Origin of the sequence: Phenylobacterium sp., assembly GCF_037968635.1 — a bacterium.
Classification (GTDB): Bacteria; Pseudomonadota; Alphaproteobacteria; order Caulobacterales; family Caulobacteraceae; genus Phenylobacterium.
Genome location: NZ_JBBKVV010000154.1, coordinates 1 through 23,248, shown reverse-complemented (window position 1 = coordinate 23,248; position 23,248 = coordinate 1). Strand labels below are relative to the sequence as shown.

Sequence of the window (23,248 nt, the reverse complement as noted above, 5' to 3'; positions counted from 1 at the left end):
GACACGCCTGGCCCGCGCGCTTGCGGTCATAGGCGGCCACCAGGCTCTGGTAGGGCGGCAGGAAGGTGTGCAGCACCACCGGTTTGCCATCTGTCGAGGTCCCGGCGACGCCGGAGCGGATCTCGAAGTGCATGTGGATGGTGGTGGGGGTGCCTCCGAAGTCATTGGAGGCCTTGCCCAGGTTGTCGCCGGCCTTGACCGAGGCGCCTTCCTTCACGGCCAGCTGGTTCATCCGCATGTGCAGGTAGCGGTAAACCCGGTGCGGCGGCGCCGACGCCGTCAGGGTGACGGTATAGGTCCCCATGTCTGTGATGATCCCGTCCTCGGCCGCGACCACCCAGTGCTTGTCCTTCTTGCAGGTGGCCGGCCGGATGTCCTGACCCTGGTGGCCCTTGCCGTTGGCGCAGAGCGGGCTGGAATGGCCGCGGCTTTCACAGAAATTGTCTCTCCAGGGCAGGCTGTAGTTGCTGGCGTCGCACTGGCTGGGCTTGTCCTTCGGGCCCATGCCGCCGCCGGCCCCATAGACTTGGGAGTTGGCGAAGGCGTCGTCGGCGAACGGGAAGCAGAGATTCGGCGCCCAGGCGGTGCGGTCGAGGTAGCCGGAGCCGGATTTCGGCAGCAGCTCGCCGGTCGGAAAATGGCCGAAGGTTCCGGCGGCGGGAACCTCCGCAGTCTTCACCGGATCGACGGGCGTCTCGGCGTTGGGCTCGTCGGGAAGCTGTTCGACACCGCCGTCGCCGACGGGTTCGTCGGGCTCCGCCGACGGACCGGTGGCCACGGGAGCGCCCGGCAGGACATCACCTGCGACCGTCGGGCTGGGGCCTGCCGCTGGGGTTCCGAACCATCCGGAATTGTAGCCAACCAGGGCCAGGACCGCGAGGAGGATCAGGATCAGGAAGATCAGGGGTGCGCGCATGTCCTAGGCCCCCAGTCCGGCGGCCTGACGGGCGGCCTTGCCCATCACCACGACGGTGCTCTTGGCCACCAGGGATCTCACATAGGTTTCCGTCCGGCAGCGGGCGTCGGATGGCGCGTCGCAGCGCAGTTCGGCGGTGTAGAGGACGCCGTAGCGGACGAAACTGGCCAGTTGGCCGTCCACCGTGCGCTGGATCACCAGCTGTTCGGGGCCGATGTTCGGCAGGTTCAGCTTGGATGTGGCGGGTAGGGGCGTGGTCTTCGCTGCGCCGGTCAGTGACACCCGCGCGCCGGTGAGGTCGGCGGTGATCGAGTAGTAGTCGCCGAAGGTATAGATTCGCGCCCCGCCCATCAGATCGGCGTCATTGGGCAACAGGATGGGCAATTTGGTCTTGTCCACGGCGGCTTGATCGAGACCGCGACCGACCGGGGAGTTCCCGCCGCCGCTCTGGCGAAGGCCGCCGACCGCGCCCTTCCAGTCAATGCCACCGGGTCCGCCCGGCGGACGGGCGACCGGGCCGAGCGCGCCAGGAATGGCGAGGACGCCGGGACGCACCTCGGCCGGGCGGGCCGCGGCGGGGCGCGTTGAGGGCGCAGGGGGCGGCGCCACCTGCGCGCTGGCGGTCACGGCGGCGAGCGTCGCCGCTGTGACGATCAGGGCTCGGATCTTCGGATTTCGCATTGGCCCCCGCCATCACGTCAATGTCAGACGTTCGCGCGGTTGCGCGCCGCTGTTAACCCCGGGTTGTATCCCCAATATGGGTTCAACACCAAATCGCCAAAATGCTGGCCAACTCTCCCGCTGATTGCGGGGCGCTGGGGCAAATTCGGTTGACGCTAGGTCATCTTTGTTGCGTCGCCGCAATTGAACCCACCTCACTTGCTGGCTATATGCACGTCCCTGTCGCGAGGCCGAGCAGCCCCGCGCGCCCATGTGCGTAAGGACTGCCCATGCTGGTGACCCTGATGAAGGCCAAGCTGCACCGCGCCACGGTGACCCAGGCCGACATGGACTATGAGGGCTCCATCGCCATCGACCGCGAGTTGCTGGACGCCTCGGGCATCCTCCCGCACGAGCAGGTGGATGTGCTCAACATCACAACCGGCGCCCGCTTCACCACCTACGCCATCGAGGCGCCGCGAGGCTCCAGGGTGATCGGGGTCAACGGCGCCGCCGCCCGCCTGGTGCAGAAGGGCGACAAGGTCATCATCGTGACCTACGGCATGCTGCCGGCCGAGGAGGCCCGCAACTACTCGCCGACCGTCGTGCTGCTGGATGACGCCAACGAGATGAAGAAGGCCGCGTGAGCTCGCGCCTGACCCTGGCGGCGGCCCTGGTCCTCAGCCTGTCGGCCTGCTCGCCGGCGGTCCTGAAGGATGTGGACATCGCCGCCCTGGATGCGGCGATCAACGACACGGTGGGCGATCCCGGCACCTGCGTTCTGATCGGGGAAACCGGTTCCGGCGAAACCGTCCATCGCTTCGGCTCCAACGTCACCTGCGCTCGGGTCCTGCCGGCCTGCGACGGCGCGAGCCGGACATTGGGTGAACTGCTGAACGTGACGGCGAAGACCCGACAGCCGATAAATGTCAGCTGCCCTAGTTCGCCGGATGGCGGGCGCACCGTGGCCTGGGCTGCGGGGCCCATCGAGACCCATGAGGAACTTGTCTACGCCGCCGCGATGGAGGGCCCCAACACCCCGCCGGGTATCGTGGTCGCCGACAAGCTGAAGAACGCCTTCGAAAAGGTTGGCCTGATCAAGCGGTAGGGTCCTCCCCGCCGAAGCGGGGAGGAAGACATCGCCGCCTAGCGCGTCAGCTCGTAGAGCCCCGTCACGTCCACCCGCACCTTCAATTCGCCCCCGGCGACCGGGGTCGACTCCGCCTTGTCGAAGCGCGCCATAGCCATCATCGGCATGGGGGAGGGCGGGGTATAGCCGCCGCCTTCGCTGAGCGTCACCAGTCTGCCGACCCGGTAGCCGGTGGCGCGCGCATAGAGATTGGCCTTGGCCGACAGCGCCTTGACCGCCGCTTCGCGGGCCGCGTTCTCGGCGGCCGTGGGATCGTTCAGGCCGAAGGAGATGCCGTTCACCTGGTTTGCCCCGGCATTGACCGTGGCGTCGACGGCCGAACCCAGGCGGGTCAGGTCATGGACGGTGACGGTCACGGTATTGCTGGCCTGATAACCCCGCAGCTTGGGCGGCTCGTTCTGCACATAGTCGTACTGCGCGTTCAGGTTCAGACCCGACGTCTGGATGTCCTTGTCGGCGATGCCGGCGCGGCGCAGGGCGGCGAAGATCTTGTTCATCTGGGTCGCATTGGCGGCCATGGCGGCTGACGCCGTCGGCGCCTCGGTGTTCACGCCCAGATTGATGGTGGCCATGTCCGGCGCGATTCGGGTCTCGCCATAGGCCGAAAGGTTCAGTGTGGTGGCCCGGAACATGGAGTCGGCGGCGGGCGGGGCGGCCTGGGCCAGGGCGGCGGGCGCCGCGACCGTGGTGGCCAGGAGCAGGCTGAGGGCGCCGGCGCGGACGAAGGATTTCATAGGTGTCTCCCAAAGGGGTTCGAGCTTGACTGTACCACCCCGCTTTCAAACGAAGAACACAGGGCAGGGTTCCTTCATGACAAGGCCAAGCTGAACGGCGCCTTTAACGGCCGTGCAGCCCATGGTAACCCGCAGGCCGCGCTGCAGGGGCCTGTAGCTCAATGGTTAGAGCCGACCGCTCATAACGGTCTGGTTGTAGGTTCGAGTCCTACCGGGCCCACCAGCGTCTTCCTAAGGGCTTGTCCGAGCACAAGTCTTTGGTCCAGAACAGCTTCTCGGCTCCACCTGTCACACATTGGTGTACCACTTTGAGCGAGATCGACTTGGGCCGTTATCCTGGCGTCTACCGCCGAGGCAGCACGTGGTACGTGAAAAAACGCGTGCCCATGGACCTGCGCCACGTCGAAAGCCGCGAGCAGATCGCCATAAGCCTGGGGACCACCGACCCAAGGGAGGCCGAGCGGCGCTATCCATTTCGGCTGGCCGACATCGAGCGCCGGTTTCACGAACTCCGTTCCGAGCTAGCGGCTCAGGGCCCTGTGCAGGCGGCACTTCGGACGGGGCGGCTCGAACTCCTGTCTGATGCCGACATCGAGACGCTCGTGGGCGCTTGGTTCCGAAAGCGGGCCGCGTTGCGGGAGCCGTCCTTCGACACGCTCGATGCGCGCACCCATCTGGACCATCTGGCGGACGACGAGAGCCGTATCCGTGCGCCTGATCCGCATGACATGGACCCCGTGGAAAACGCCGCCAACAGGCTCTTGCTCGACGCGGGCATGGCGGCGAGGACCCGAAAGCTGGGGCACTCGCGGACCAAGGCGGCGGTTCCCGTCGTTGATCGCTCCACGTCCCAGTACGCGTACTTGATCAATCTCGTCCGACGAGCCTTGCTAGCCGACATTGCAGTGTCGCGAGATCAATTGGACGGCAGGCAGGCAGCGACGTTTGATCCGCTGTTCAACCCTGAGGGAGTGCGGTCTCCCCACGCCCCGATGGCCGCGAGCACCTCCGCTGCGATGGGTCGGCGCACGGTCGCCGATCTCGTCCGGGAGTATGGGCGATACCGGGAGGCTTCCTACGACAAGGAGAGCACGGACCGAAAATACAAGCTTCTGTTCCGGGCCCTGGAGGAGACGCTAGGTTCAGATTTTGCGGTCGCGGCGATCAAGGCGTCCGACTGTGTGCGGGTGAAAGCGCTTCTCGACGTAACACCGCCCAACATCACGAAGCGCTTTGGCGGCATCACGCTTACCGAGGCCGCGTTGGTGCGAGAGAAGAAGGGGCTTCCTGCGATGGCTGCGACCACCGTGGGAAGCTACATGCAGAACCTGTCGGCCATTTTTAATTGGGCGGAAAGGCAAGGCGATTGGGGAGTTCATCGGAACCCCGCCCAGGGATTGACGGGAAGCAGGCGGCCAAATGTCCAGCGCCGAGGCTTTGAGGCCGACGAACTGAAAAAGGTCTTTGCTGCCCTGGAACAGTTCCGTGAGGATGTACCAACCAAGTTCTGGGTACCTGCGTTGGCGGTATACACCGGGGCTCGCGCGGGGGAGATTTGTCAGCTTCGCTCCGTGGATGTGATTGAGGTGGACGGTGTGCATTGCCTCAATCTGTCGGAATTCGGGCCGGATGGCGCACGCGTTGCAGACAAGCGGCTCAAGACTGCGGCCAGCGAGCGGATCGTCCCTTTGCACCCTGCGATCATTGAGGCTGGGTTCATCCAGTTTGTGGAACGCCAACACAATCATGATCGCCTGTTTCCCGACCTGAAAGCCGGACGGAAAGGCAATTTCTCTCACGAATTTTCAAAGTGGTTTGGCCGCTTCAAGCGAGGCATCGGTTTTGTACAGCCCTCCTTGGTTTTTCACAGCTTCAGGCATGGTTTCCGTGATGCCTGCCGGATGGCGGACATTAATGATGAGACATCGCGCGCACTCGGGGGCTGGTCGGCGATCAATCAGGCGACCCGCTACGGGAACCGGGGGATGGTCCCGGTCTTGGATCGAGCAATGAAGAAGCTCGACTTTGACGGGTTCAAACTACCGCTGGCTTCGGATTAGGGAAGCGCCACTGCGCACCGTAACGAGGGCGACTACTTCCCGCCCCGCCGGGCCAACAGTGCGACCTGTTCGACCGCGATCTCAAGGTCTGCGTCACCGAGTGCGCGCGCGTTCATAAGCAGTCGGGTGAGCATATGCGTTCGGTGCTCGGACGCGCCGTCCTCCAGATCAAAGAAGTCGCGGATGGGCACGTCCAAAGCTTCAGCTAGCTTCTCAAGTGTCTCAAAGCTGGGAAGCGCAAGGCCGCGCTCCAAGGCCGACACGGCGTCCACAGAACGCTCAATGCGCTCTGCCAGCCGCTCCTGAGTGAGCCCCCTCGACTTCCTGATCTCGCGGAGGCGGCCCCCGACCCGTAGCTTGAGCGACATGCCCGAAAGTCCATCGGCAGGACCCCAAGCGACACCGCGCGAAACTCGGCTTTCAGACAATAACTCGTATTATACTACGCGTTGTCGTTCGGAAGCCGTGAGGAGATGCCGGTGGAGTTGGTGCTTGGGTTCGGATGGTTCCTCGGGAGCATGTACGCGCTTGTCAGTCTGTTCCGACCACTGCCCCCGTTTAAAGGGCGGAAACAGGCTGGCCTCGCCCTCATCGGGGTCCAGATCGCAGCCGTTGCAGCGGCCATCGCCATTCCTAGCCCTGCGCCTGTGGCTGAGGCGCAGGCTCCAGCGCCACCGGCACCCGCTGATGTAGCTCGGGCGGACGCGCCGTCGGGCGACCCGTCGTATCTGGTCAGGATCAAGCCGGGTGAGAAGCTGACAGAAGCTCCTTCGGCGCGCCCGGCCGATCTCGCGGCGCTGAGGGAAAAGACCAGGGCGGGGCTAGAGACGCTGGACGCGGCCGAAGTGGTGCTCACCAACGCCGTTCAGAACGGCCGGGTCGATCTGGTGCGCGACGCACAAATCGCCGTTCAGAAAGTCAGCTTCGCGATGGTGCGGGATCGAGAGCCGCTGCGTGGAACGGGCGACATGGAAAGGGTCGCGCCTTGCGAGCGCGCAGCCAGCAACTTGGCGTCGGTCGCGCGCAGCGCGGCGACCGAGGGGCAGGGCACGACGGCTGTCCAGAACCGTCTGCGGCTCATGGGGCGTTACCAGGAAGAGCGTGAGAGGTGCGCGGCTTGGTTGTCAGAGTAAGTCACTGATTTATATGCGTTTTCGTTGACAAAGGTTCGGTCACATAGGAGAATAGAAGAGTAGGGAGTAGGTGTTCATGCGTCGGTATAGAGAGTTGGATGAGATGGGGCGTGTCCAGTTGTCTCGCTCTTTCTACATTCGGGACTTCCTGTTCTCGGAGATCGGCGCAGCCTTTGGCATTCCGAACGTACCGGACGACCTTGACCTTGCCGTCTACGCTGGCCGACGGCTTTGCGAGACGATCCTAGAGCCCTTGCAAGACACGTTCGGCCGCATCCACGTCCGGAGCGGCTATCGTTCCGCGCACCTCAACGCGTTCGGCAATGCGCGCGGCCTCAATTGCAGCAGCAATCAACGGACCTTTGCCGATCACATCTGGGATCGCCGCGACGCCGAGGGCAACGCTGGGGCCTGTGCGACAGTGGTGATCCCCTGGTTCCTGGAGCACCACCGGCCGGACGAATGGGAGAAGCTGGCATGGTGGCTATGGGACAACTTCGACTTCCACCGAGTTGTGTTCTTCGGCCGCCAGGCATCGTTCAACATCGGTTGGCGCGAGAACCCGATGCGGGAGATCAGATCGCACGTTGCGCCGCGAGGCATCCTCGCCGGACCGGGGATGCTTAACGGGTGGGGCGATCATTCTGACCAGTATCCTGGTTTCCCGGCGCTCCGCGCGCCCGCCCAGCCAGCATTGCAACCCGTTGCAAGCGGAGCGCTGCATTGCATCCCGCTGCACCGCCATAAGGAACAGCGCGGGGAGGTATGTCCGACGGCCACCGTCACACGCGAACGAACGTATACGCGAGACAAGATCGGCACCGGCGCATGACCGAGAACCGATTTATCGCCTATTACCGCGTTAGCACCGACCGTCAGGGGCGGTCCGGCCTCGGATTGGAGGCCCAACGCGAGGCAGTACGCAGCTACGTTGCTCAGCGAAGCGGCGACGTGCTGGAAGAGTTCACGGAGGTGGAGACCGGAAAACGGTCTGACCGTCCGAAGCTAGCCGCTGCACTGGCGGCGTGTCGCCAGCAGAAGGCCATGCTCGTGATCGCCAAGCTCGACCGTCTGGCGCGCAACATGGCATTCGTCGCAAACCTCATGGAGGGGCGCGCCGATTTCGTCGCCGTGGACATGCCAAATGCGGATAAATTCACGATCCACATCTTTGCGGCCCTCGCCGAAGAGGAAGGCCGCCGTATCAGCCAGCGCACCAAGGCTGCGCTCGCAGCCGCAAAGGCGCGAGGCGTGGTGCTTGGCAGAGCAGGGGCGATCCTAGCACAGCGCAACCGCGATGCCGCGCAGGCGCGCGCCGATAGCCTTGCCGGGACGATCAGCGCGATAAGATCGGAGGGAGCACGGACCTACAGGGACATCGCGCAGGAACTCAACGCTCGCGGGGTATCGACGCCTATGGGAAGGCAGTGGCACGCTGGCTCCGCTCAACGGCTCTGCAACCGGCTTCAGGGAGCGGAAACCGCGCAGCCCCATCATGGAGGGGTTTCAACAGGGGAAGAATGCGCTGTCCATCTTGCCGACCTACTCCCCCACCCATCGCGTCGCGCCTAGCGACGCCAAGCAGGATCAAATCCGGCTGGAGGTGGGCGATTGGCGTCTGATCGCGCCACAGCCTGTCGCCCTCTTGAGCGCGCTTTGCGCGCCCGACCAGGGCGGGCTTTCATTCGCCGATGCAGGCTCCCGAAGGCCCCTCCAAATTCGGAAAGGCGGGCGCGGGTCAGGTGAGCGCGTTGGCGGGCCACTGTTCACGGGTGAGCTTAGGCATTGGCGCGCGGGTGCGGAGGACGACTTCTCTCCAGATCAATGGGGGTTGCGTCTCAGCCTATCGCTGAACCCCACTCGGTATGTTGCACACCAACAGTCGCGGCCGTTTGCTGGCCTTCCTGTCTCAGAATGGGCGCTTCCCGCTCCAGCCATGTATCGTCGGTCAACGGTCCGAGCCACGCGATTGGAAACGATCCTGGACGCCAATGACAACGTGCTGCTCACCGGGGCTGCTCAGGCTCATGGCCAGCCAGACGCATGGCCTCTGCATCTCCGCCGCTATTGGGGCGGGGTCATTCATGAGCTTGACGCTGCCTTCGTCCGCGCGGCGACGCGCTCGGGCGGCCTCGTGCAACGTGTTGCACAGAACCTCAACCTGCGAACTCTGGAGACCTATTGGGAGTTCGCCAGCGACGATCCGACCGCTCTCGTGATGGAACTTGAGCCCAATCTACTAGGGTTGGGCGCTTCAGCAGAGGCGCGTACCTTCGATTATCCGCATGGGGAGCGGGTCACTGGAAGGGTTCACAACGCTCGGTCGGTAACGGTCCGGTTGCGGCCCGGAGTGAAATTGAGGGTGTATGCGAAGACCACCGGCCGCATCCGATTTGAGATTGCGCACGACCTGCGAAAGCTCACCTCAACACAATTCCTTTTGCACACGCGATCAAGCGACGCCGATCTGTTCGGGTTGCTTGATACGTTGGCGAGAAGGGCGGCCGACGAGGTGAATGCCGTCCTCGAAAGCCTGGATAAACTTACCTTCTTTCCACCGAATAGCCTGCGCCCATACAATCTCGTCCGGCGCATCAGTGAAGCGCTTTCGGACGGGGCGGCTGCGGATGCGGCACTCTCGCTGATCGTCAACAACCGGGCGATCCGGCTCGCCCCGGGCGATCCGCTGCGGCAGATGGTGAAGGCGTTGGAGCGCTATGAAGTGCTGGTGAAGCAGAGCCACGCCACCTTTGTGGTCGCGCCGCTGTTTCGCCAAGCTGTCGCTCAACTGCGCGGGCACGCGCCACCTCGCGGGGGAGGAATGGCGCGCTCCTAGTCCGACCCCACCCGGCTACGCAGGGTGGCGTGTGCAACGCCATCGCGCTACGGATTAGGTGCTCAATCAGGGGTGGGGTAGGCGATTCCAATATGGCTCAGGACGGTCCTTCAAGCGCATCCGTTTACAAGCATAAACAGGAATCAGTGCAACGCCCGGATGTCGGCGTCGAGGCGCAGTTCTCGAACAAGAAAGCGCCGAAGAGTTACCGCTTCGATTCCAGCCTCGCACCCGAATTGGCGTGGGACGAGAACGGCGAGCGCGCCTTTGCGGAATGGCTGTTGGTGCTGATCGCCGACGCTGCAGACAAGGGCGAGGCTGCTGTGTTCGCCCAGCCGCAGGTGTGGCAGGGAACGGAGGAACGCTTCACGTCCCTCTCGCAATGTGGGGCGCGGCTGCGCAGCCTGACCCAGCCCTTCCTGAATTGGGCGGGCAAGGCCGAGCGCCAGCAGGTCACGGTGCCAACGCTCCCGCTCTTTGTTCACGAGCGCCATTCCACCCAAGCCATTCTCGAAACCCTGAAATCCCACAAGGCGACCGGCACCAACCTCGACTTGTTCGGCGACATCAACCTCGACGTTGCTGACAAGCTTGACGCCTATGAACACAAGGGGCCTTGGACGAACCGCCTGATCCTCGGCGATTCATTGCAGGTAATGAACTCTCTGCTCGAATACGAGGGCATGGGCGGTCAGGCGCAGATGATCTATTTCGACCCGCCCTACGGCGTAAAGTACGGGTCGAACTTTCAGCCCTTCGTTCGCAAGAACCGGGTAAATCACGGCTCCGACGATGAAATGATCCGCGAGCCCGAGATGGTGAAAGCCTATCGGGATACATGGGAGCTTGGGCTTCATTCCTACCTCACGTACCTGCGCGACCGGCTGACGCTTGCGCGCGATCTACTGACGCCTTCCGGTTCGATCTTCGTTCAAATCTCCGATGACAACGTGCATCACGTCCGGGAGGTGCTCGACGAAGTTTTCCCCGGCGGCTTCGTATCGCAGATCAGCTTTCAGACTACTTCTGGCTTTGAATCCTCAACACTGCCGACGGTCGGAGATTTCTTGCTCTGGTATTCTAAGAGCAAGGAGCATGTTCGTTACAATAAGGCCTTCCGCCCTCAGCCTCTCGAATTGGGCAAAGGCAATGCTCGATGGCTCATGCTCCCCGACGGCTCATATCGAGGGGTGACCGCCGCCGAAGCTCGCGGTGAGGCCGATATCCCTGACGGCGCAAAACCATACAAGCCGGGCGATTTGCAGTCGCAAGGTTCAGCCTCGGAGCCGCAGCCATTCGAATACCAAGGCAAGACATACAGGCCGGGTGCCAGTTCCCACTGGAAGGCGAACTACCCCGAGGGCATGAAAAGGCTTGCCGATGCTGGCCGCATTCACGTTGCTAAGAACAGCATCCAGTATGTGCGCTTTGCCGATGATTTTCCTTTCGAGCAGATCGGGAACATCTGGACGGACACAATCACAGGCAGTTTCACGGACTCAAAAGTCTACGTCGTTCAGACGGGTGTGAAGGTTGTCGAGCGCTGTATCCACATGACCACCGGTCCGGGCGATCTTGTGCTGGACATCACCTGTGGCTCCGGCACGACCGCTTACACGGCGGAACAGTGGGGTCGCCGCTGGATCACTGTCGATACTTCGCGCGTGCCTATCGCCCTTGCCCGGCAGCGGCTCCTGACCAGCACGTTCCCATGGTATCGCTTGAAAGACCCGGCGAAGGGCCCAGCGGGCGGCTTCGTCTACGAGCGCAAGAGGAACAATAGGGGTGAGGAGACCGGCGGCCTCGTCCCGCGCATCACACTCAGAAGCATCGCGAACGACGAAGACCCGAAGCTGGAAACGATCATCGACCGTGCGGAGGTGAGCGATAAGATCACCCGCGTCTGCGGCCCCTTCACCGTCGAAGCCACTATTCAGGCGGCGATGAACTTGGAGGACGAGACTTCTTCGTCATCGCGGGAGCCAGCGAGTAGCAGCCCGCGCGCCTATTTTGACCGCATGATCGAGGTGCTGCGTCAGAGCAAGACGCTTCGCTTGCCCGGCAATGTCACGCTGGGGCTAGAGGCCGTCAGCCCGCTCGCAGACCGGGAGCACCTTCACGCCGAGGCCGTGGCGCGCGACGGTGCGGAGAAGCGCATCGCCATTGTGTTCGGTCCAGAGGATGGCGCTATCGGCTCAGAATATGTGTTCAACGCCCACACCGAGGCGTTGCAGCAGGGCTATCAGCAGCTTTTCCTGTTCGGCTTCGCTATCGATGCCAAGGCGCGGGAGATGCTGGCTAAGCTCAAGTTGCCAACGACTTATGTTTCCGTCACGCCCGACGTTGTGATGTCCGACCTCCTTAAGACCAGCAAATCGAGCGAGATTTTTTCGATTACTGGGTTGCCGGACGTGAGCCTCGACCCCGCGGGGGAGGGCACAGACGGCGTGCCGCTCTATCGAGTTGTCATAAAGGGTCTCGACATCTTCCGGCCCGACACAATGGAAACGGACGAGGTGAAGGCGGAAAATCTGCCGTGCTGGATGCTCGACACCAACTATAATGGCATGGCGTTCCTCGCCTCTCAGGTGTTCTTCCCGAAGACCAGCGCATGGGACAATCTGCAAAAGTCCCTAAAAGGCCAATTTGCAGACAGCGTGTGGGAGCATCTGGCTGGGACGGTCAGCGAGCCCTTCACCCTGGGCGACAAGCGGCGCATTGCTGTGAAGGCAATCGACGAACGCGGCAACGAACTAATGGTGGTCAAGGCGGCCGGAGGCGATAGCTGATGCCCGCACCGCAGCGGCAGGAGCCGCCGATCAGCGTCACGGAGGTTGAATCTCCGATCATCAATTCGCCGTTCATCGAGCCGCAGTGCCATTGGCGCATCGAGCGCGGCGAGCCACCGGTGAAGGCCGATGGACGTAGGCGAGCGAGCTATTTCTACCGTGTGCCCGAACACGCAGGCAGTGGCCGCCGCAGTCGCGCGCAGCCGGACATGTTTGAGAGCGAGCGCGGCGAGAAAGTCGAACTTGAGATCGTCAATCTCGTGCGTGAGCGCGTGAAGGAATGGCGCGAAGGTGCGCGTTCCGATGGTCTGGCCTATGACGGCGCGTCCCTGGTGACGAAGGAATTGCTCGATCTCTGGCGCAGCGATGAGCGGATGCAGCGCTTGTTCTTCGCGCAAATCGAAGCGGCCGAGACCATCATCTTTTTGGCCGAAGCCGCCGACATCTACCGGAAGGGCATCCCCGAAATCCCGAAGGACGAGCCGGGCTTGGAAGCCAAGGCCGTCGGGGTGCGCGCCTTCATTCGCTATGCGTGCAAGATGGCGACTGGCTCCGGCAAGACCACGGTCATGGGGATGCTGGCCGCATGGTCGATCTTGAACCGCGTCGGCTCACCCCGCGATGATCGCTTTACCGATACCGTCTTGATCGTTTGCCCCAACGTGACCATCAGGGAACGCCTTCAGGAACTGAACCCGGCCTTGGGCGATCTCAGCCTCTACCGCACTCGTCAGCTTGTGCCGCCCCACCGCATGGAGGAACTCCGGCGCGGCGAGGTGATGATCGCCAACTGGCATCGCCTCGCCAAGAAGGAGACGAACAGCGTCAATGGCGACTCCGCAAAGGTGGTGAAGGCGGGTGAGCCGGTAGAGGTGGTGAAGAACGCGGGAAAGGCCAACGAGACGGTCGAGACCAAATATTTCGAATCCGACGCCGCATGGTTCAAGCGCATCCGTCGCGAGCTTGGCAGTGGGAAGGGTCGAAGCCCGCACTGGCTCATTTTCAACGACGAGGCACACCACGCGTACCGACGCGGCGATGTGGCGGAGGGCGACGAACAGTCGCTCGACGAAGATAAGGACCTAGCAAAGAAAAACGCACGCGAGGCGACGATCTGGATCGAAGGTCTCGACCGCATCCACAAGCTCGCGGGCGGAAGCCGCCGACGCGGCATCAACCTCTGCATCGATCTTTCCGCCACCCCCTTCTATATCCAGGGCTCCGGCAACGAGGTGGGACAGCCCTTCCCGTGGATCGTGTCGGACTTCGGCTTGCTGGACGCTATTGAGTCCGGCCTTGTGAAGGTGCCTCAACTGCCGTCGCGGGACGTGACCGGTGCGGCGGAAGCCGCCTATTTCAATATCTGGCGCTGGGTGCAGGCCAAAGCCAAGGAAGACGGCTTCGGCACGAACATCACACCCGAAATCGTGATGAACTACGCCAGTGCGCCCATCAATCTCTTAGCAGCCGACTGGCATCAGCGTTTTGTCGAGTGGGAGCAGTCCGCCAGGGATCAGCAGAAGCACCCGGTGCCACCAGTGTTCATCGTGGTTTGCCGCGACACCGCCGTTGCGAGGGAGGTGCATACGTGGCTCGCCAACGGAAATGACAGCTATGGGGCCGCTCCGGCATGGTTCCGCAATGCGCCTGGGCAAGAGGTGACTGTGCGCATCGATTCCAAGGTGATCGAGGACATCGAAGAAGGTGGAACGAAGGACGAAACGCGCCGTCTGCGCTTCATTCTGGACACCATTGGAAAAGCCGAATGGCCGGGTGGCAAGGTGCCCGACGACTGGGCCGAGCTTGTGCGCAAGCACAACGACAAGGCCGAGAGCGAGGACAATGATGGCTCGCTTAAGTGGCTGGACGAGCGGGTTCCGCCGGGGCGGGACGTGCGGTGCATCGTGTCTGTCGCGATGCTTGCCGAAGGGTGGGACGCCAACACCGTCACCCATATCGTCGGCCTGCGCCCGTTCGGCTCGCAGCTTTTGTGTGAGCAGGTGGTGGGCCGCGCTCTCCGCCGAAAAAGCTACGCGCTGAATGAAGAGACGCAGATGTTCGCCGAGGAGACCGCCAAGGTCTTCGGCGTGCCGTTCGAGCTAATCCCGTTCAAGGTCTCGCCTCCCGGCCCGACGCCGCCGCAGCCCGAGCCGAACCACATCTATTCCGTGGCGGAGAAGGCGGAATTCGAGATCAGCTTCCCGATTGTCACCGGCTACCACCAGTCCGGGCAGTTCGACGTTTTCGTGGATTGGGGACAGGTGTCGAAAGTCACTATCGACCCCATGCGGATACCGCAGATAGTCGAACTAACGCCGCTCACCACGCCGGATGGATCACTCGCCGCCTATGGCCCCGGCGAAAAGCCGGTGCTGTCTTTGAGGGATTGGCGGGCGATGTTCCGGGACCAGCAGGTGGCCTTCCGACTGGCGAAGGAGATTTGCACGCGCTGGGCAGCCGACAATGGCGCGACAGCCGTTCCAATGCAGGTGCTGTTCCCCAGGGTCGCCTTCGCGGCCAAACGCTTCCTTGCCGAAAAGCTCGACCTTAAGGGCGGCAGTCAGCCTTGCGACGTGCTCTTGGTGGGCGAGTACATGCAGGCGGCTGTCGGGTCGTTGCTGGAGGCCCTCAAGAAGGGGGCTGCGACATCGAACGCCGAGATCGCAGTCATCCCGCAGGGCGCAGCGGGACGCGGCAGCACGCTCCATGTGGACTTCCACAGCACTAAGCCGATCTATCCTGTGACGCGGTGCCATCTCAATGCGATGGTCGCTGACACACAAAAGTGGGAACAGAGCGCCGCGTTCTTGCTCGACAGCCATCCCGGTGTCAGGCGCTGGGTCAAGAATGACCGCCTCGGCTTCTTCATCCCTTATCGAAATCGCGGCATCCCCGCGCGCTACATCCCTGATTTCATCGCTGTGACCGACAAAGATTTGAACCTCGTCGTCGAGATCAAGGGACAGGTCACGGACGATGCGGATGCCAAGGCGAAGGCCGCGAACCGTTGGGTGGATGCTGTCAATCGCACCAATCAATATGGTGTGTGGCGTTATTTGCTTGTCACTGACCCCGGTGCGCTCGGGCGCATACTCAACGAGTATGCCTCCGCATCCGTGGGATGAAGGGCCTTTCAACCTGACCTGAGAATGCTGGCCCGGCGTTAGGGGGGCCGAATTGACGTGGCCGCCTCGAACTAAAGTGGTCGCGTCGCTGGAGGTGCCGGAGAATTGCAACTTGTTGCACACGCCGGATGAACACGCCGCGCCAGTGTCACTGGGACCCCTTATGCCGTGACGCAAAGATGATGAAGAGGCGCGTGGCGCGCTCAAACGCGAGGAGAGCCCACACGGAAGTCCCGACCCAGACCGATAACCAAACCATCTCCAGGTTTCGCACTATGGGCGCAGGCTGCCATACCAAGGTGGGGATGCTCAGCACGCAGAGAATGAAGCCCGCTGTGATTGCCACAATCGTGAAGCCGTTCGCGCGTTGAAGATAAATGGACTGCCGCGCCTGCGCGAGAAAGCCTCGGTCGGCAGTAACGACGAAGCTGTAAAAGGTGAATAGAAAACCCGTGAACACCGTGGAGAGGTTGAATAACGCTGCGTAGAGCTGATCAAGATGCCAGCCGTTTGCGGCGGCTGAGGTCATGAGATTGGGGCCGAAGACGAGCATCATTGCGGCCCCAGCTAGTCCTAGAACGTGTGGGTAGTGCTCCTCGACGCGACGCGCGACTTTATCGGCGACCGTGGCCATCCGGTGCTCCGAACTGTCGCTGAATGAGAGGCATATTCGCCCCGAGGGTTTCTCGGAGGAATTGACGGCGGACGGCATAGTGGCGCGCCGGGTCGCCCTCGGGAAGTTCTAGCTCGCTCTCCGCTTGGAGCTGTTCATGCAAAAGGTCGAGCGGATGGTCGTCGCCCTCCATCTTGGCCTGGAGCTTCTCTACGCCCGGCTCGCCCATCAGCCGCCCGATGGATGCTAGGAGCCCTCCCTGGGCCAACCAATGGTCTCTACTGCGCCCGACGCTCACTTTGATTTCGACGTCGAGCCCGTCGTAGGCATCGGCAATCATGCGGGCCCCCCTCGCTGCGGGGATGTCTGGATCATCCAGAACGTCCAACCGGTCTATACCGGCGAACTTCACGCTGAAGCTTCGGGCTCGCCCGGCACGGAATCGGTCGATAGCGTCATCAGTGAGGACGGGTCTCAAGCTGAAGATGCGCATCGGATCGTCCGTGGCCACGTAAAGCGCCACGCGATTCGGCGTCGCAGATTGCATGTTCGATTGAAGCAGCATGACCCTGGTCGGGCGATGGTAGATGAAAGCGCCAAGATGACCGATCCCGTGCCCGTCGTTTAGCTGGATTGGGACAAGCCCTGCCGCACCTGCTTGTGGTGGAATATTCACCCGTTGCACGCGACAGAAGTCGCCTTCCACAAGCTGATCTCTGACGTCGCACTGCTCCAGCCGCAGCGTCACGCCGCCGCCCAAGTCGCGCTCACGGTCGCTTGGCGCGCCGCCCGCCATGATCGCAAGCAGGATGTCTGCGAACTCTGGCTGACCGTTAGGCGCTTCCGAGAGCCGGTAAAATCGCCCTTTGATTCGGCTATCCATTATTTATCCCCCATCGCGCGCTCAGGTTGCGTGCCGACGTGTGAAACCGCAAGTGCTGGTGAGCGCTGAAGTTGAGGCTGGTCAGTAGTGTAGGTTCGATATCCCGCTGCGTGTCAGCCTTCGCAGCAATTGGCGGGGGCAACGGAGTTGGGCGCGATAGTCAGGTGGGGGTTCGTGTTCCAACGAAGGACCCACATCAAGGGTTTTCAGCTGCGCCACATGCCTGTAACACATTGGCCGTGATGGGTTGCCCTAAGTAGCTGTTTTTGCAGAACCTGTGGCGGGCTCGGTTAAAGTCCTACCGGGCCCACCAGCACGCTTCCACCCCCGTCCGTGGAAGTTTCAAATCTTCGCTCAAGCCAATGTAAATGCGAGATTTTGTGTCCCAGGAAGTCCAGCGACGTCCATCTGCATCGGGCGATTGTTGGTGCATTTTCGCCTGGATACCAACGTTGGCTTGTGAAATGCCAACGCCATGGCTCTGTCAGACGTCCAACTCCGTGCGCTGAAGCCGGCTGAGAAGCCCTTCAAAATCAGCGATTTCGCCGATGGTCGCCGCGTCCATCTCAGCAAGGCCGAAGCGAAGGTGCTTGCCGTGCGCCTCTCCCATGCGGGCCAGGAGGTGTCTAGGGCCCGACTGATCCTTGAATGCTCGGAAGGTGCACCCCTTTCGGAGGGGGCAATAAACCTACGTATCCGCCGGTTGCGTCGTCCCTTGGGCGCATCGGGTGAGTCAATCATCGAAAGCTGCCGGGGCCAGGGTTATCGCGTCCCGGTGTCAGTGCTGATCTGTGACGATGAGGTCGGCGACGCTTTGGCCCCTGGGTGGCCACGGGCGGCATAAGCGGTCCCTAGTTCCAACCTCTCGGCTCAGCCGCAGGAAGGACGTGCTTCGCGTGGCGCTGCTATGGCGTCCTGCATCTCGCACTGCGTTGGAAATCTAATGCCTCTAAGCCGCGACACGGTCCTTGCCGCCCAGCCCTTCGATAATGGGGCAATCAGGTCGCTTGTCGCCGTGGCAGCTGCGCACCAGGACCCGTAGCGTGTCGCGGAGTTCGGTCAGCTCAGCGAGCTTGCGGTCGATCTCAGTCAGCTTGGCCTTGGCGATAGCTTTCACGGTCGCGCTCTCGCGATCCTTGTCGCTGTAGAGCGACAGGAGCTGCCGGCACTCCTCGACCGAAAAGCCGAGGCTGCGTGAGCGCTGGAGGAAGCGCAGGCGATGCACGTCAGACATCGAGTAGTCCCGATAGCCATTGCCCGCGCGGTCGGCCTGCAGCAGCCCTATGTCCTCGTAGTAGCGAATAGTCTTGGCCGACAGGCCCGATTTCTCCGCTGCGTTTCCAATGTTCATGAGGCGACTTCCGATCCGACTTCCGTCAGCATAAAGGTTCTAGTTAGTGGAAGGTCAAGAGCGACCCGAGGAGGTCAGCTGCCGGCCACCACGACGGGGCCGGCGGCGGCGCGCACCGGCGCCTTGAAGCGCTTCAGCCGCATGGCGTTGCCCAGCACGAAGACGCTCGAGAGGGCCATGGCGCCGGCCGCCAGCATCGGTGACAGCAGCGTGCCGCTGATGGGATAGAGGACGCCTGCGGCTACCGGAATCAGGCTGGCGTTGTAGGCGAAGGCCCAGAACAGGTTTTGGCGGATGTTGGCGATGGTCGCCTTCGACAAGGCGATCGCGTTGCTCACGCCCAGCAAGTCGCCGGACATCAGCACCACGTCAGCGCTCTCGATGGCCACGTCCGTGCCGGTGCCGATGGCGACGCCGACATCAGCCTCGGCCAGGGCCGGGGCGTCGTTGATGCCATCGCCGACGAAGGCCACGGCGCGGCCGCCGGCGCGCAAGCGCTTGATGGCCTCGACCTTGCCGTCTGGCAGCACCTCGGCGACCACCTCGTCGATGCCCAGTTGGGCGGCGATGGCCTCCGCCGTGCGACGGTTGTCGCCGGTGATCATCGCCACCTTGAGGCCCATGTCATGCAGGGCGCGGATGGCCTGCGGCGTGGTCGGCTTGATCGGGTCAGAGACAGCGATCACCGCGGCCAACTTGCCGTCGATGGCGGCATAGAGCGGGGTCTTGGCCATCTGGCCCATGCGGACAGCGATCTCGGCGAACGGCCGGACGTCGATGCCCAGCTGGACCATGTGGCGGTCAGCGCCGACAGCGATGCGATGGCCGCGGACCACGGCGTTGACGCCATAGCCGGGCACAGCATCGAAGGCGCTGACCTCGTCGAGAGCGAGCCCTTCGGCCTGGGCGGCGCCGACGATGGCGGCTGCCACAGGGTGTTCGGACCGCCCCTCGACAGCGGCGACAAGCGATAGGACCTGAGAGCGCTCAAAGCCTTCTACGACTTCCAGATCGGTCATCACCGGCTTGCCGGCGGTGAGCGTGCCCGTCTTGTCCAACGCCACCACCTGCACGGACTTCAGCGACTGCAGCGCCCCGCCGTTGCGGAACAGAACGCCCAGTTCGGCGGCCCGGCCGGTGCCGACCATGATCGAAGTCGGCGTGGCCAGCCCCATGGCGCACGGGCAGGCGATGATCAGCACCGCCACCGCATTGACCAGCGCGAAGGCGACGCCCGGCTGAGGCCCGAACACCAGCCAGACGGCGAAGGTAAGGGCGGCCGCGACCATGACCGCCGGCACGAACCAGGCGGTGACCTTGTCGACCAAGGCCTGGATCGGCAGCTTGGAGCCCTGCGCGGTCTCGACCATGCGGATGATCTGGGCGAGCAGCGTGTCCGCCCCGACCTTGGTGGCGCGATAGGTGAAGCTGCCGGTCTTGTTGATCGTGCCCCCGATCACCTCGGCCCCGGCCTCCTTGATGACCGGGATCGGCTCGCCGGAGATCATGGCTTCATCGACGAACGACGAGCCGGACAACACCACGCCGTCGACGGGAACCTTGTCGCCCGGGCGCACCTGGATGACATCGCCGGCGGTGACATCCTCGAGCGCCACGTCGACGAATTCTCCGTTGCGCTCGACCCGGGCCGACTTGGCCTGCAGGCCCATCAGCCGCTTGATGGCCTCGCTGGTGCGCCCCTTGGCCTTGGCCTCGAGGACGCGGCCCAGCAGGATCAGGGTGATGATCACCGCCGAGGCTTCGAAATAGACGTTGGCCGTCCCGGACGGCAGCACCGTGGGTGAGAAGACCGCGACCACCGAATAGGCCCAGGCGGCCGTCGAGCCGAGCACGACCAGCGAATTCATGTCAGGCGCCAGGCGCGCCAGGGCCGGCACGCCCTTCCTGTAGAAGCGCAGGCCTGGACCGAACTGCACGATCGTCGCCAGCACGAAGAAGGCGACATAGAGCGGCCGCTGGCCCAGGGTCATCGCCAGCCAATGATGTAGCGCCGGGATTGCGTGGCCGCCCATCTCGAGCACGAAGATCGGCAGGGTCAGCACCCCGGCGATCCCCAGGTCGCGCTTGAGGTGGGACATCTCGCGGTCGCGGGCTTCCTCCCGGCTGTCGGTGGCCGGGGCGGCGCCGACGGCGCTGCGACGAGGCTCATAGCCCGCCTTGCGGATGGCCGCGTCGATGGCCCCCCGGGGCGCGCCGCCGGCCAGGGTCTCGATCGTCGCGCGTTCGGTGGCGAGGTTGACCGAGGCCTTGAGCACGCCGGGGACTGCGGCGATGGCGAGCTCGACCCGGCGCACGCACGAGGCGCAGGTCATGCCCTCGATCTCGACTTCCGAGGTTTCGACGGGAACCTCATAGCCAGCCCCCTTGATCGCGGCGATCACCCCGGCCGCGTCAGGTTTGGCGCCGACGTCGAAGGTGACATCGGCGGCTTCGGTCGCGAGGTTCACGGCCGCGGCGGCCACGCCCGGCGCCTTGGCGATGGCGAGCTCGACACGGCGCACGCAGGACGCGCAGGTCATACCGGCGATCGGGAAGTTTTGTCTGACGGAGACGCCGGCCGGATTGAAGGGAGCGTTCATGGACTGGTCCTCTGAGTATCGTTCGACCAGAGGTCTAATGCTTCCAGTCACTGGAGGGTCAATGGGGTGTTCGAGATTTCTCGCCTCGCGCCAAGCCATGGAAAATGCAGACCAAAAATACACGTCTCCACAGCCCGGCCGATTTGCGGATGGTCGTGAAGATTTCAATGAAAACGCGCTTGACCCTCCAGCGGATGGAAGCCCGACAGTGATCCCGCGGCGCTTCGCCGTCCTGCAACGAGGAGTTTGAAATGCTGAACCTAAAGATCCCAGACATGACTTGCGGTCATTGCGAGGGCGTTGTCACGCGCGCGGTGCATAGCGTCGATTCCAGCGCCACGATCAGCATCGATCTGCCATCGCAGATGGTGTCGATCATCACCTCGGCGGGCGACTCGGAGGTAACCCAGGCGCTCGACGCCGCCGGCTATCCCGCGCAGCCGAACTAGGCCGCCCGCGAGCAGGCAAGGGCGGCGCGAAGGGTTTACACCCGGAGCGGCGCGCCTTGTCGCAACGCTTGGCGCCCTTGGAGTAAGCGCGCCGCGGCGGGTCAGCGTCACAGGCATATTCGTGGCGGCTGCATTGACCGCCCGATCCGGCGACGGCAGGGCCAAGCTTGGTGGTGCAGCCTGTGTTCCCCGCCGAGCCTCGACCCCCTCAGGCCTTGCGCCGGCCCCGTGGAGGTCCGGGCAATCCCGGCGGGCCTCGTTGGACTCCAGCTCTATGGGTTCGGCGGAGCCGCCCGCGATGACCAATGTACGTGGACGATTTTCCAAGCGCCGGACGCCCACCGCAACACCACCGTCTCCGTGGTGATCCGGTCGATGTCGCGTTCCTTGTAGCGGCCTTGCGTTCGGCCTTCGCTGGCGACCCACGCAAGATCACCGCCGACGCCGCCGCTTCGGCGGGTTATGTGCGAGCCCACCGCCTTGGCGAACACGGCGTCGGCGGGCAGGTGGTGGCCGGCGTACTCCGCCTTTGATCGTTCGGCCCCGCCCTCCTCGAAGACGACGAGGGCGTCGGAGAGGAATCCGGCTGCTGCTGTTGTGTCGCCCCGCTCAAGCGCTGCGTGGAAGGCGTCCACGACCTCGGCGGCGGCCGGGTCGAAGGTGGGCTGCGACAATGTTGCAGGTTTGGCCTGGCCTGCCGGGTGGGCCACCGCCGCAGTTCCTGCCGCGATCATCACGACGGCGGTGAAAAGCCCGCAAAGGCCGATTGGCGTACCCATGGTGCGGTTCCAGGGGCTTGTTGTCCGAGGCATGAAGAGCTCCGCATTACGAGTGTGACGATGCATGAGGATAGGCTGGTTTGGCACTCCAGCATCCACCCTTGCTTGATGGGAATCAAAGCGGAACCAATAAGGTGAAGGGTATCTTCCAATAGTTGGGAAGGAACACAGCCCCATGGCAAACTTGGCCGATGCCCCCGCCCTTCGTGGCCGGTTAGCCTCGGGGGGCTCTTGTCCGTGGCGTCGATGAGCGCCGCGAACTTCGCCCTTCGGTCGGACTTCCGCGGGCTCTTGACGATACCGGTCGCGGCTTGGGCGGCGGGTGTTGCGTTCGCCGCTTTTGGGAGCACAGCAGCGCGAACGCGCACTGGGGAGGGCCTGCATGACCGGTGACGAACTCGGAGCCGAGGATCGCGATGCGGTGCTCAACAGGGAGTGCTTCTGCGTCACCTTGGACAGGGCCAGTCTGCTGACGGCGATCCAGGCGGAAGCGTCCGATCCGGACCTTGCGGCGGCTCTGCTCGTGGCTCGGCCGCATCTGTTCGCGGCCATGCCGGTATTCCTGGCGGAGCATGATCTGAGGGCCATGCTCGACCTGATCGCTGCTGTTGAGGCGACTGCCGCCGATTCTGCCTATCAAGCCCAGGTATTGGCGTGGGCGCCTGCGATCGCGCGGCATGACTTCGGGCCGCGCGGCGCCTTCATGGGCTACGATTTTCATCTTGGAGCCGAGGGGCCCAAGCTGATCGAGGTCAACACCAACGCCGGCGGCGCCTTCCTGAACGCCTTCCTCGCCCGCGCACAGGGCGCCTGCTGCCGCGAAGCCGAGGACGCGATGCGGGCCGCGCCGATGGCTGAGTTCGACGCTGCGGTCTGGGAAATGTTCTTAGCGGAGTGGTCCTCGCAGGGGCGGGCGGATCGGCCGCGCTCGATCGCCATCGTCGATGACCAACCGCGAGAGCAGTATCTGTTTCCTGAATTTCTGCTGGCTCAGCGGTTCTTCGAGCGCCACGGCGTGAAGGCCTGGGTCGTCGATCCCGGTGAACTTCGCTTCGTCGACGGTCTCTTGCAGTACGAGGGCGAGACGGTCGATCTCGTCTACAACAGGCTGGTCGATTTCTCGCTGACTGCCGCGGGGCATGAAGCCTTGCGTGAGGCCTATATCGCCGG

19 protein-coding genes, 1 tRNA gene and 1 pseudogene are annotated in these 23,248 nt (G+C 63.4%); 12 read left to right on the top strand and 9 right to left on the bottom strand.

Going from position 1 to position 23,248, the window contains the following annotated elements; genetic code table 11:
- Both AAC997_RS17720 and AAC997_RS17715 read right to left on the bottom strand, forming a co-directional pair.
- A partial coding sequence (locus AAC997_RS17720) for a peptidoglycan DD-metalloendopeptidase family protein (protein ID WP_340647030.1) occupies positions 1-916 on the bottom strand: 916 nt, incomplete at its 3' end.
- A gap of 3 nt (positions 917-919) precedes the next feature.
- Entirely contained in the window at positions 920-1,597 is a 678-nt protein-coding gene (locus AAC997_RS17715) for a hypothetical protein (protein WP_340647029.1), read from the bottom strand.
- Positions 1,598-1,866: 269 nt separating this feature from the next.
- Between AAC997_RS17715 and panD the strand changes: the two genes are divergently transcribed.
- Positions 1,867-2,223: an aspartate 1-decarboxylase gene (panD, locus tag AAC997_RS17710; RefSeq protein ID WP_340647028.1), complete on the top strand. Its 357-nt coding sequence runs from the start codon at positions 1,867-1,869 to the stop codon at positions 2,221-2,223.
- The gene (locus tag AAC997_RS17705) at positions 2,220-2,684 is read left to right on the top strand and encodes a hypothetical protein (protein ID WP_340647027.1); all 465 of its coding nucleotides are present in this window, start codon (positions 2,220-2,222) and stop codon (positions 2,682-2,684) included. The genes panD and AAC997_RS17705 overlap by 4 nt, the downstream gene beginning before the upstream one ends.
- Positions 2,685-2,722: 38 nt before the next feature.
- On the opposite strand, the gene AAC997_RS17700 is transcribed toward AAC997_RS17705, so the two are convergent.
- Positions 2,723-3,460 (bottom strand): SIMPL domain-containing protein, encoded by a 738-nt coding sequence (locus AAC997_RS17700; RefSeq protein WP_340647026.1) that lies wholly within the window; start codon positions 3,458-3,460, stop codon positions 2,723-2,725.
- Between the two features lie 147 nt (positions 3,461-3,607).
- On the opposite strand from AAC997_RS17700, the gene AAC997_RS17695 reads away from it, so the two are divergent.
- Both AAC997_RS17695 and AAC997_RS17690 read left to right on the top strand, forming a co-directional pair.
- Positions 3,608-3,683, top strand: a tRNA-Ile gene (locus AAC997_RS17695).
- Between the two features lie 85 nt (positions 3,684-3,768).
- On the top strand, positions 3,769-5,520 hold the full coding sequence (locus tag AAC997_RS17690; RefSeq protein ID WP_340647025.1) for a site-specific integrase: 1,752 nt from the start codon (positions 3,769-3,771) through the stop codon (positions 5,518-5,520).
- Positions 5,521-5,552: 32 nt separating this feature from the next.
- Here the strand turns inward: AAC997_RS17690 and AAC997_RS17685 are convergent, their stop codons facing one another.
- Positions 5,553-5,888, bottom strand: a complete 336-nt coding sequence (locus AAC997_RS17685) for a helix-turn-helix transcriptional regulator (RefSeq protein WP_340647024.1) — start codon at positions 5,886-5,888, stop codon at positions 5,553-5,555.
- 111 nt (positions 5,889-5,999) lie between these two features.
- Between AAC997_RS17685 and AAC997_RS17680 the strand changes: the two genes are divergently transcribed.
- The 6 genes from AAC997_RS17680 (at position 6,000) to AAC997_RS17655 (ending at position 15,403) form a co-directional block, all read left to right on the top strand.
- Complete coding sequence (locus tag AAC997_RS17680) at positions 6,000-6,653, top strand: hypothetical protein (RefSeq protein WP_340647023.1); 654 nt, start codon at positions 6,000-6,002, stop codon at positions 6,651-6,653.
- Between the two features lie 76 nt (positions 6,654-6,729).
- A complete protein-coding gene (locus AAC997_RS17675) occupies positions 6,730-7,485 on the top strand; it encodes a hypothetical protein (RefSeq protein ID WP_340647022.1) in 756 nt (251 codons plus the stop codon).
- The gene (locus AAC997_RS17670; protein WP_340647021.1) at positions 7,482-8,225 is read left to right on the top strand and encodes a recombinase family protein; all 744 of its coding nucleotides are present in this window, start codon (positions 7,482-7,484) and stop codon (positions 8,223-8,225) included. The genes AAC997_RS17675 and AAC997_RS17670 overlap by 4 nt, the downstream gene beginning before the upstream one ends.
- Before the next feature lie 397 nt (positions 8,226-8,622).
- Positions 8,623-9,489, top strand: a complete 867-nt coding sequence (locus AAC997_RS17665) for a hypothetical protein (RefSeq protein ID WP_340647020.1) — start codon at positions 8,623-8,625, stop codon at positions 9,487-9,489.
- Between the two features lie 92 nt (positions 9,490-9,581).
- Entirely contained in the window at positions 9,582-12,278 is a 2,697-nt protein-coding gene (locus AAC997_RS17660; RefSeq protein WP_340647019.1) for a DNA methyltransferase, read from the top strand.
- Complete coding sequence (locus AAC997_RS17655) at positions 12,278-15,403, top strand: DEAD/DEAH box helicase family protein (RefSeq protein ID WP_340647018.1); 3,126 nt, start codon at positions 12,278-12,280, stop codon at positions 15,401-15,403. Before AAC997_RS17660 ends, AAC997_RS17655 begins: the two co-directional genes overlap by 1 nt.
- 148 nt (positions 15,404-15,551) lie before the next feature.
- On the opposite strand, the gene AAC997_RS17650 is transcribed toward AAC997_RS17655, so the two are convergent.
- The 4 genes from AAC997_RS17650 to AAC997_RS17635 form a co-directional block, all read right to left on the bottom strand.
- Complete coding sequence (locus AAC997_RS17650) at positions 15,552-16,037, bottom strand: hypothetical protein (protein ID WP_340647017.1); 486 nt, start codon at positions 16,035-16,037, stop codon at positions 15,552-15,554.
- On the bottom strand, positions 16,018-16,899 hold the full coding sequence (locus AAC997_RS17645; RefSeq protein ID WP_340647016.1) for a DUF6731 family protein: 882 nt from the start codon (positions 16,897-16,899) through the stop codon (positions 16,018-16,020). Before AAC997_RS17645 ends, AAC997_RS17650 begins: the two co-directional genes overlap by 20 nt.
- 949 nt (positions 16,900-17,848) lie before the next feature.
- A complete protein-coding gene (cueR, locus tag AAC997_RS17640) occupies positions 17,849-18,250 on the bottom strand; it encodes a Cu(I)-responsive transcriptional regulator (protein ID WP_340647015.1) in 402 nt (133 codons plus the stop codon).
- A gap of 74 nt (positions 18,251-18,324) precedes the next feature.
- The gene (locus AAC997_RS17635) at positions 18,325-20,850 is read right to left on the bottom strand and encodes a heavy metal translocating P-type ATPase (RefSeq protein WP_340647014.1); all 2,526 of its coding nucleotides are present in this window, start codon (positions 20,848-20,850) and stop codon (positions 18,325-18,327) included.
- A gap of 251 nt (positions 20,851-21,101) precedes the next feature.
- Between AAC997_RS17635 and AAC997_RS17630 the strand changes: the two genes are divergently transcribed.
- The gene (locus AAC997_RS17630) at positions 21,102-21,299 is read left to right on the top strand and encodes a heavy-metal-associated domain-containing protein (protein ID WP_340647013.1); all 198 of its coding nucleotides are present in this window, start codon (positions 21,102-21,104) and stop codon (positions 21,297-21,299) included.
- A 272-nt stretch (positions 21,300-21,571) separates the two neighbouring features.
- Here the strand turns inward: AAC997_RS17630 and AAC997_RS17625 are convergent, their stop codons facing one another.
- Positions 21,572-22,111: a nuclear transport factor 2 family protein gene (locus tag AAC997_RS17625; protein ID WP_340647012.1), complete on the bottom strand. Its 540-nt coding sequence runs from the start codon at positions 22,109-22,111 to the stop codon at positions 21,572-21,574.
- A 349-nt stretch (positions 22,112-22,460) separates the two neighbouring features.
- Here AAC997_RS17625 and AAC997_RS17620 point away from each other — a divergent pair.
- A pseudogene (locus AAC997_RS17620) lies at positions 22,461-23,248 on the top strand (hypothetical protein); the annotation flags it as partial.

Excerpts from the sequence above, each read along its gene's own strand:
- AAC997_RS17715 (WP_340647029.1), bottom strand. The coding sequence starts at position 1,597 with ATGCGAAATCCGAAGATCCGAGCCCTGATCGTCACAGCGGCGACGCTC.
- panD (WP_340647028.1), top strand. The coding sequence starts at position 1,867 with ATGCTGGTGACCCTGATGAAGGCCAAGCTGCACCGCGCCACGGTGACC.
- AAC997_RS17700 (WP_340647026.1), bottom strand. The coding sequence starts at position 3,460 with ATGAAATCCTTCGTCCGCGCCGGCGCCCTCAGCCTGCTCCTGGCCACC.
- AAC997_RS17685 (WP_340647024.1), bottom strand. The coding sequence starts at position 5,888 with ATGTCGCTCAAGCTACGGGTCGGGGGCCGCCTCCGCGAGATCAGGAAG.
- AAC997_RS17675 (WP_340647022.1), top strand. The coding sequence starts at position 6,730 with ATGCGTCGGTATAGAGAGTTGGATGAGATGGGGCGTGTCCAGTTGTCT.
- AAC997_RS17670 (WP_340647021.1), top strand. The coding sequence starts at position 7,482 with ATGACCGAGAACCGATTTATCGCCTATTACCGCGTTAGCACCGACCGT.
- AAC997_RS17660 (WP_340647019.1), top strand. The coding sequence starts at position 9,582 with ATGGCTCAGGACGGTCCTTCAAGCGCATCCGTTTACAAGCATAAACAG.
- AAC997_RS17655 (WP_340647018.1), top strand. The coding sequence starts at position 12,278 with ATGCCCGCACCGCAGCGGCAGGAGCCGCCGATCAGCGTCACGGAGGTT.
- AAC997_RS17650 (WP_340647017.1), bottom strand. The coding sequence starts at position 16,037 with ATGGCCACGGTCGCCGATAAAGTCGCGCGTCGCGTCGAGGAGCACTAC.
- AAC997_RS17645 (WP_340647016.1), bottom strand. The coding sequence starts at position 16,899 with ATGGATAGCCGAATCAAAGGGCGATTTTACCGGCTCTCGGAAGCGCCT.
- cueR (WP_340647015.1), bottom strand. The coding sequence starts at position 18,250 with ATGAACATTGGAAACGCAGCGGAGAAATCGGGCCTGTCGGCCAAGACT.
- AAC997_RS17635 (WP_340647014.1), bottom strand. The coding sequence starts at position 20,850 with ATGAACGCTCCCTTCAATCCGGCCGGCGTCTCCGTCAGACAAAACTTC.
- AAC997_RS17630 (WP_340647013.1), top strand. The coding sequence starts at position 21,102 with ATGCTGAACCTAAAGATCCCAGACATGACTTGCGGTCATTGCGAGGGC.
- AAC997_RS17625 (WP_340647012.1), bottom strand. The coding sequence starts at position 22,111 with ATGCCTCGGACAACAAGCCCCTGGAACCGCACCATGGGTACGCCAATC.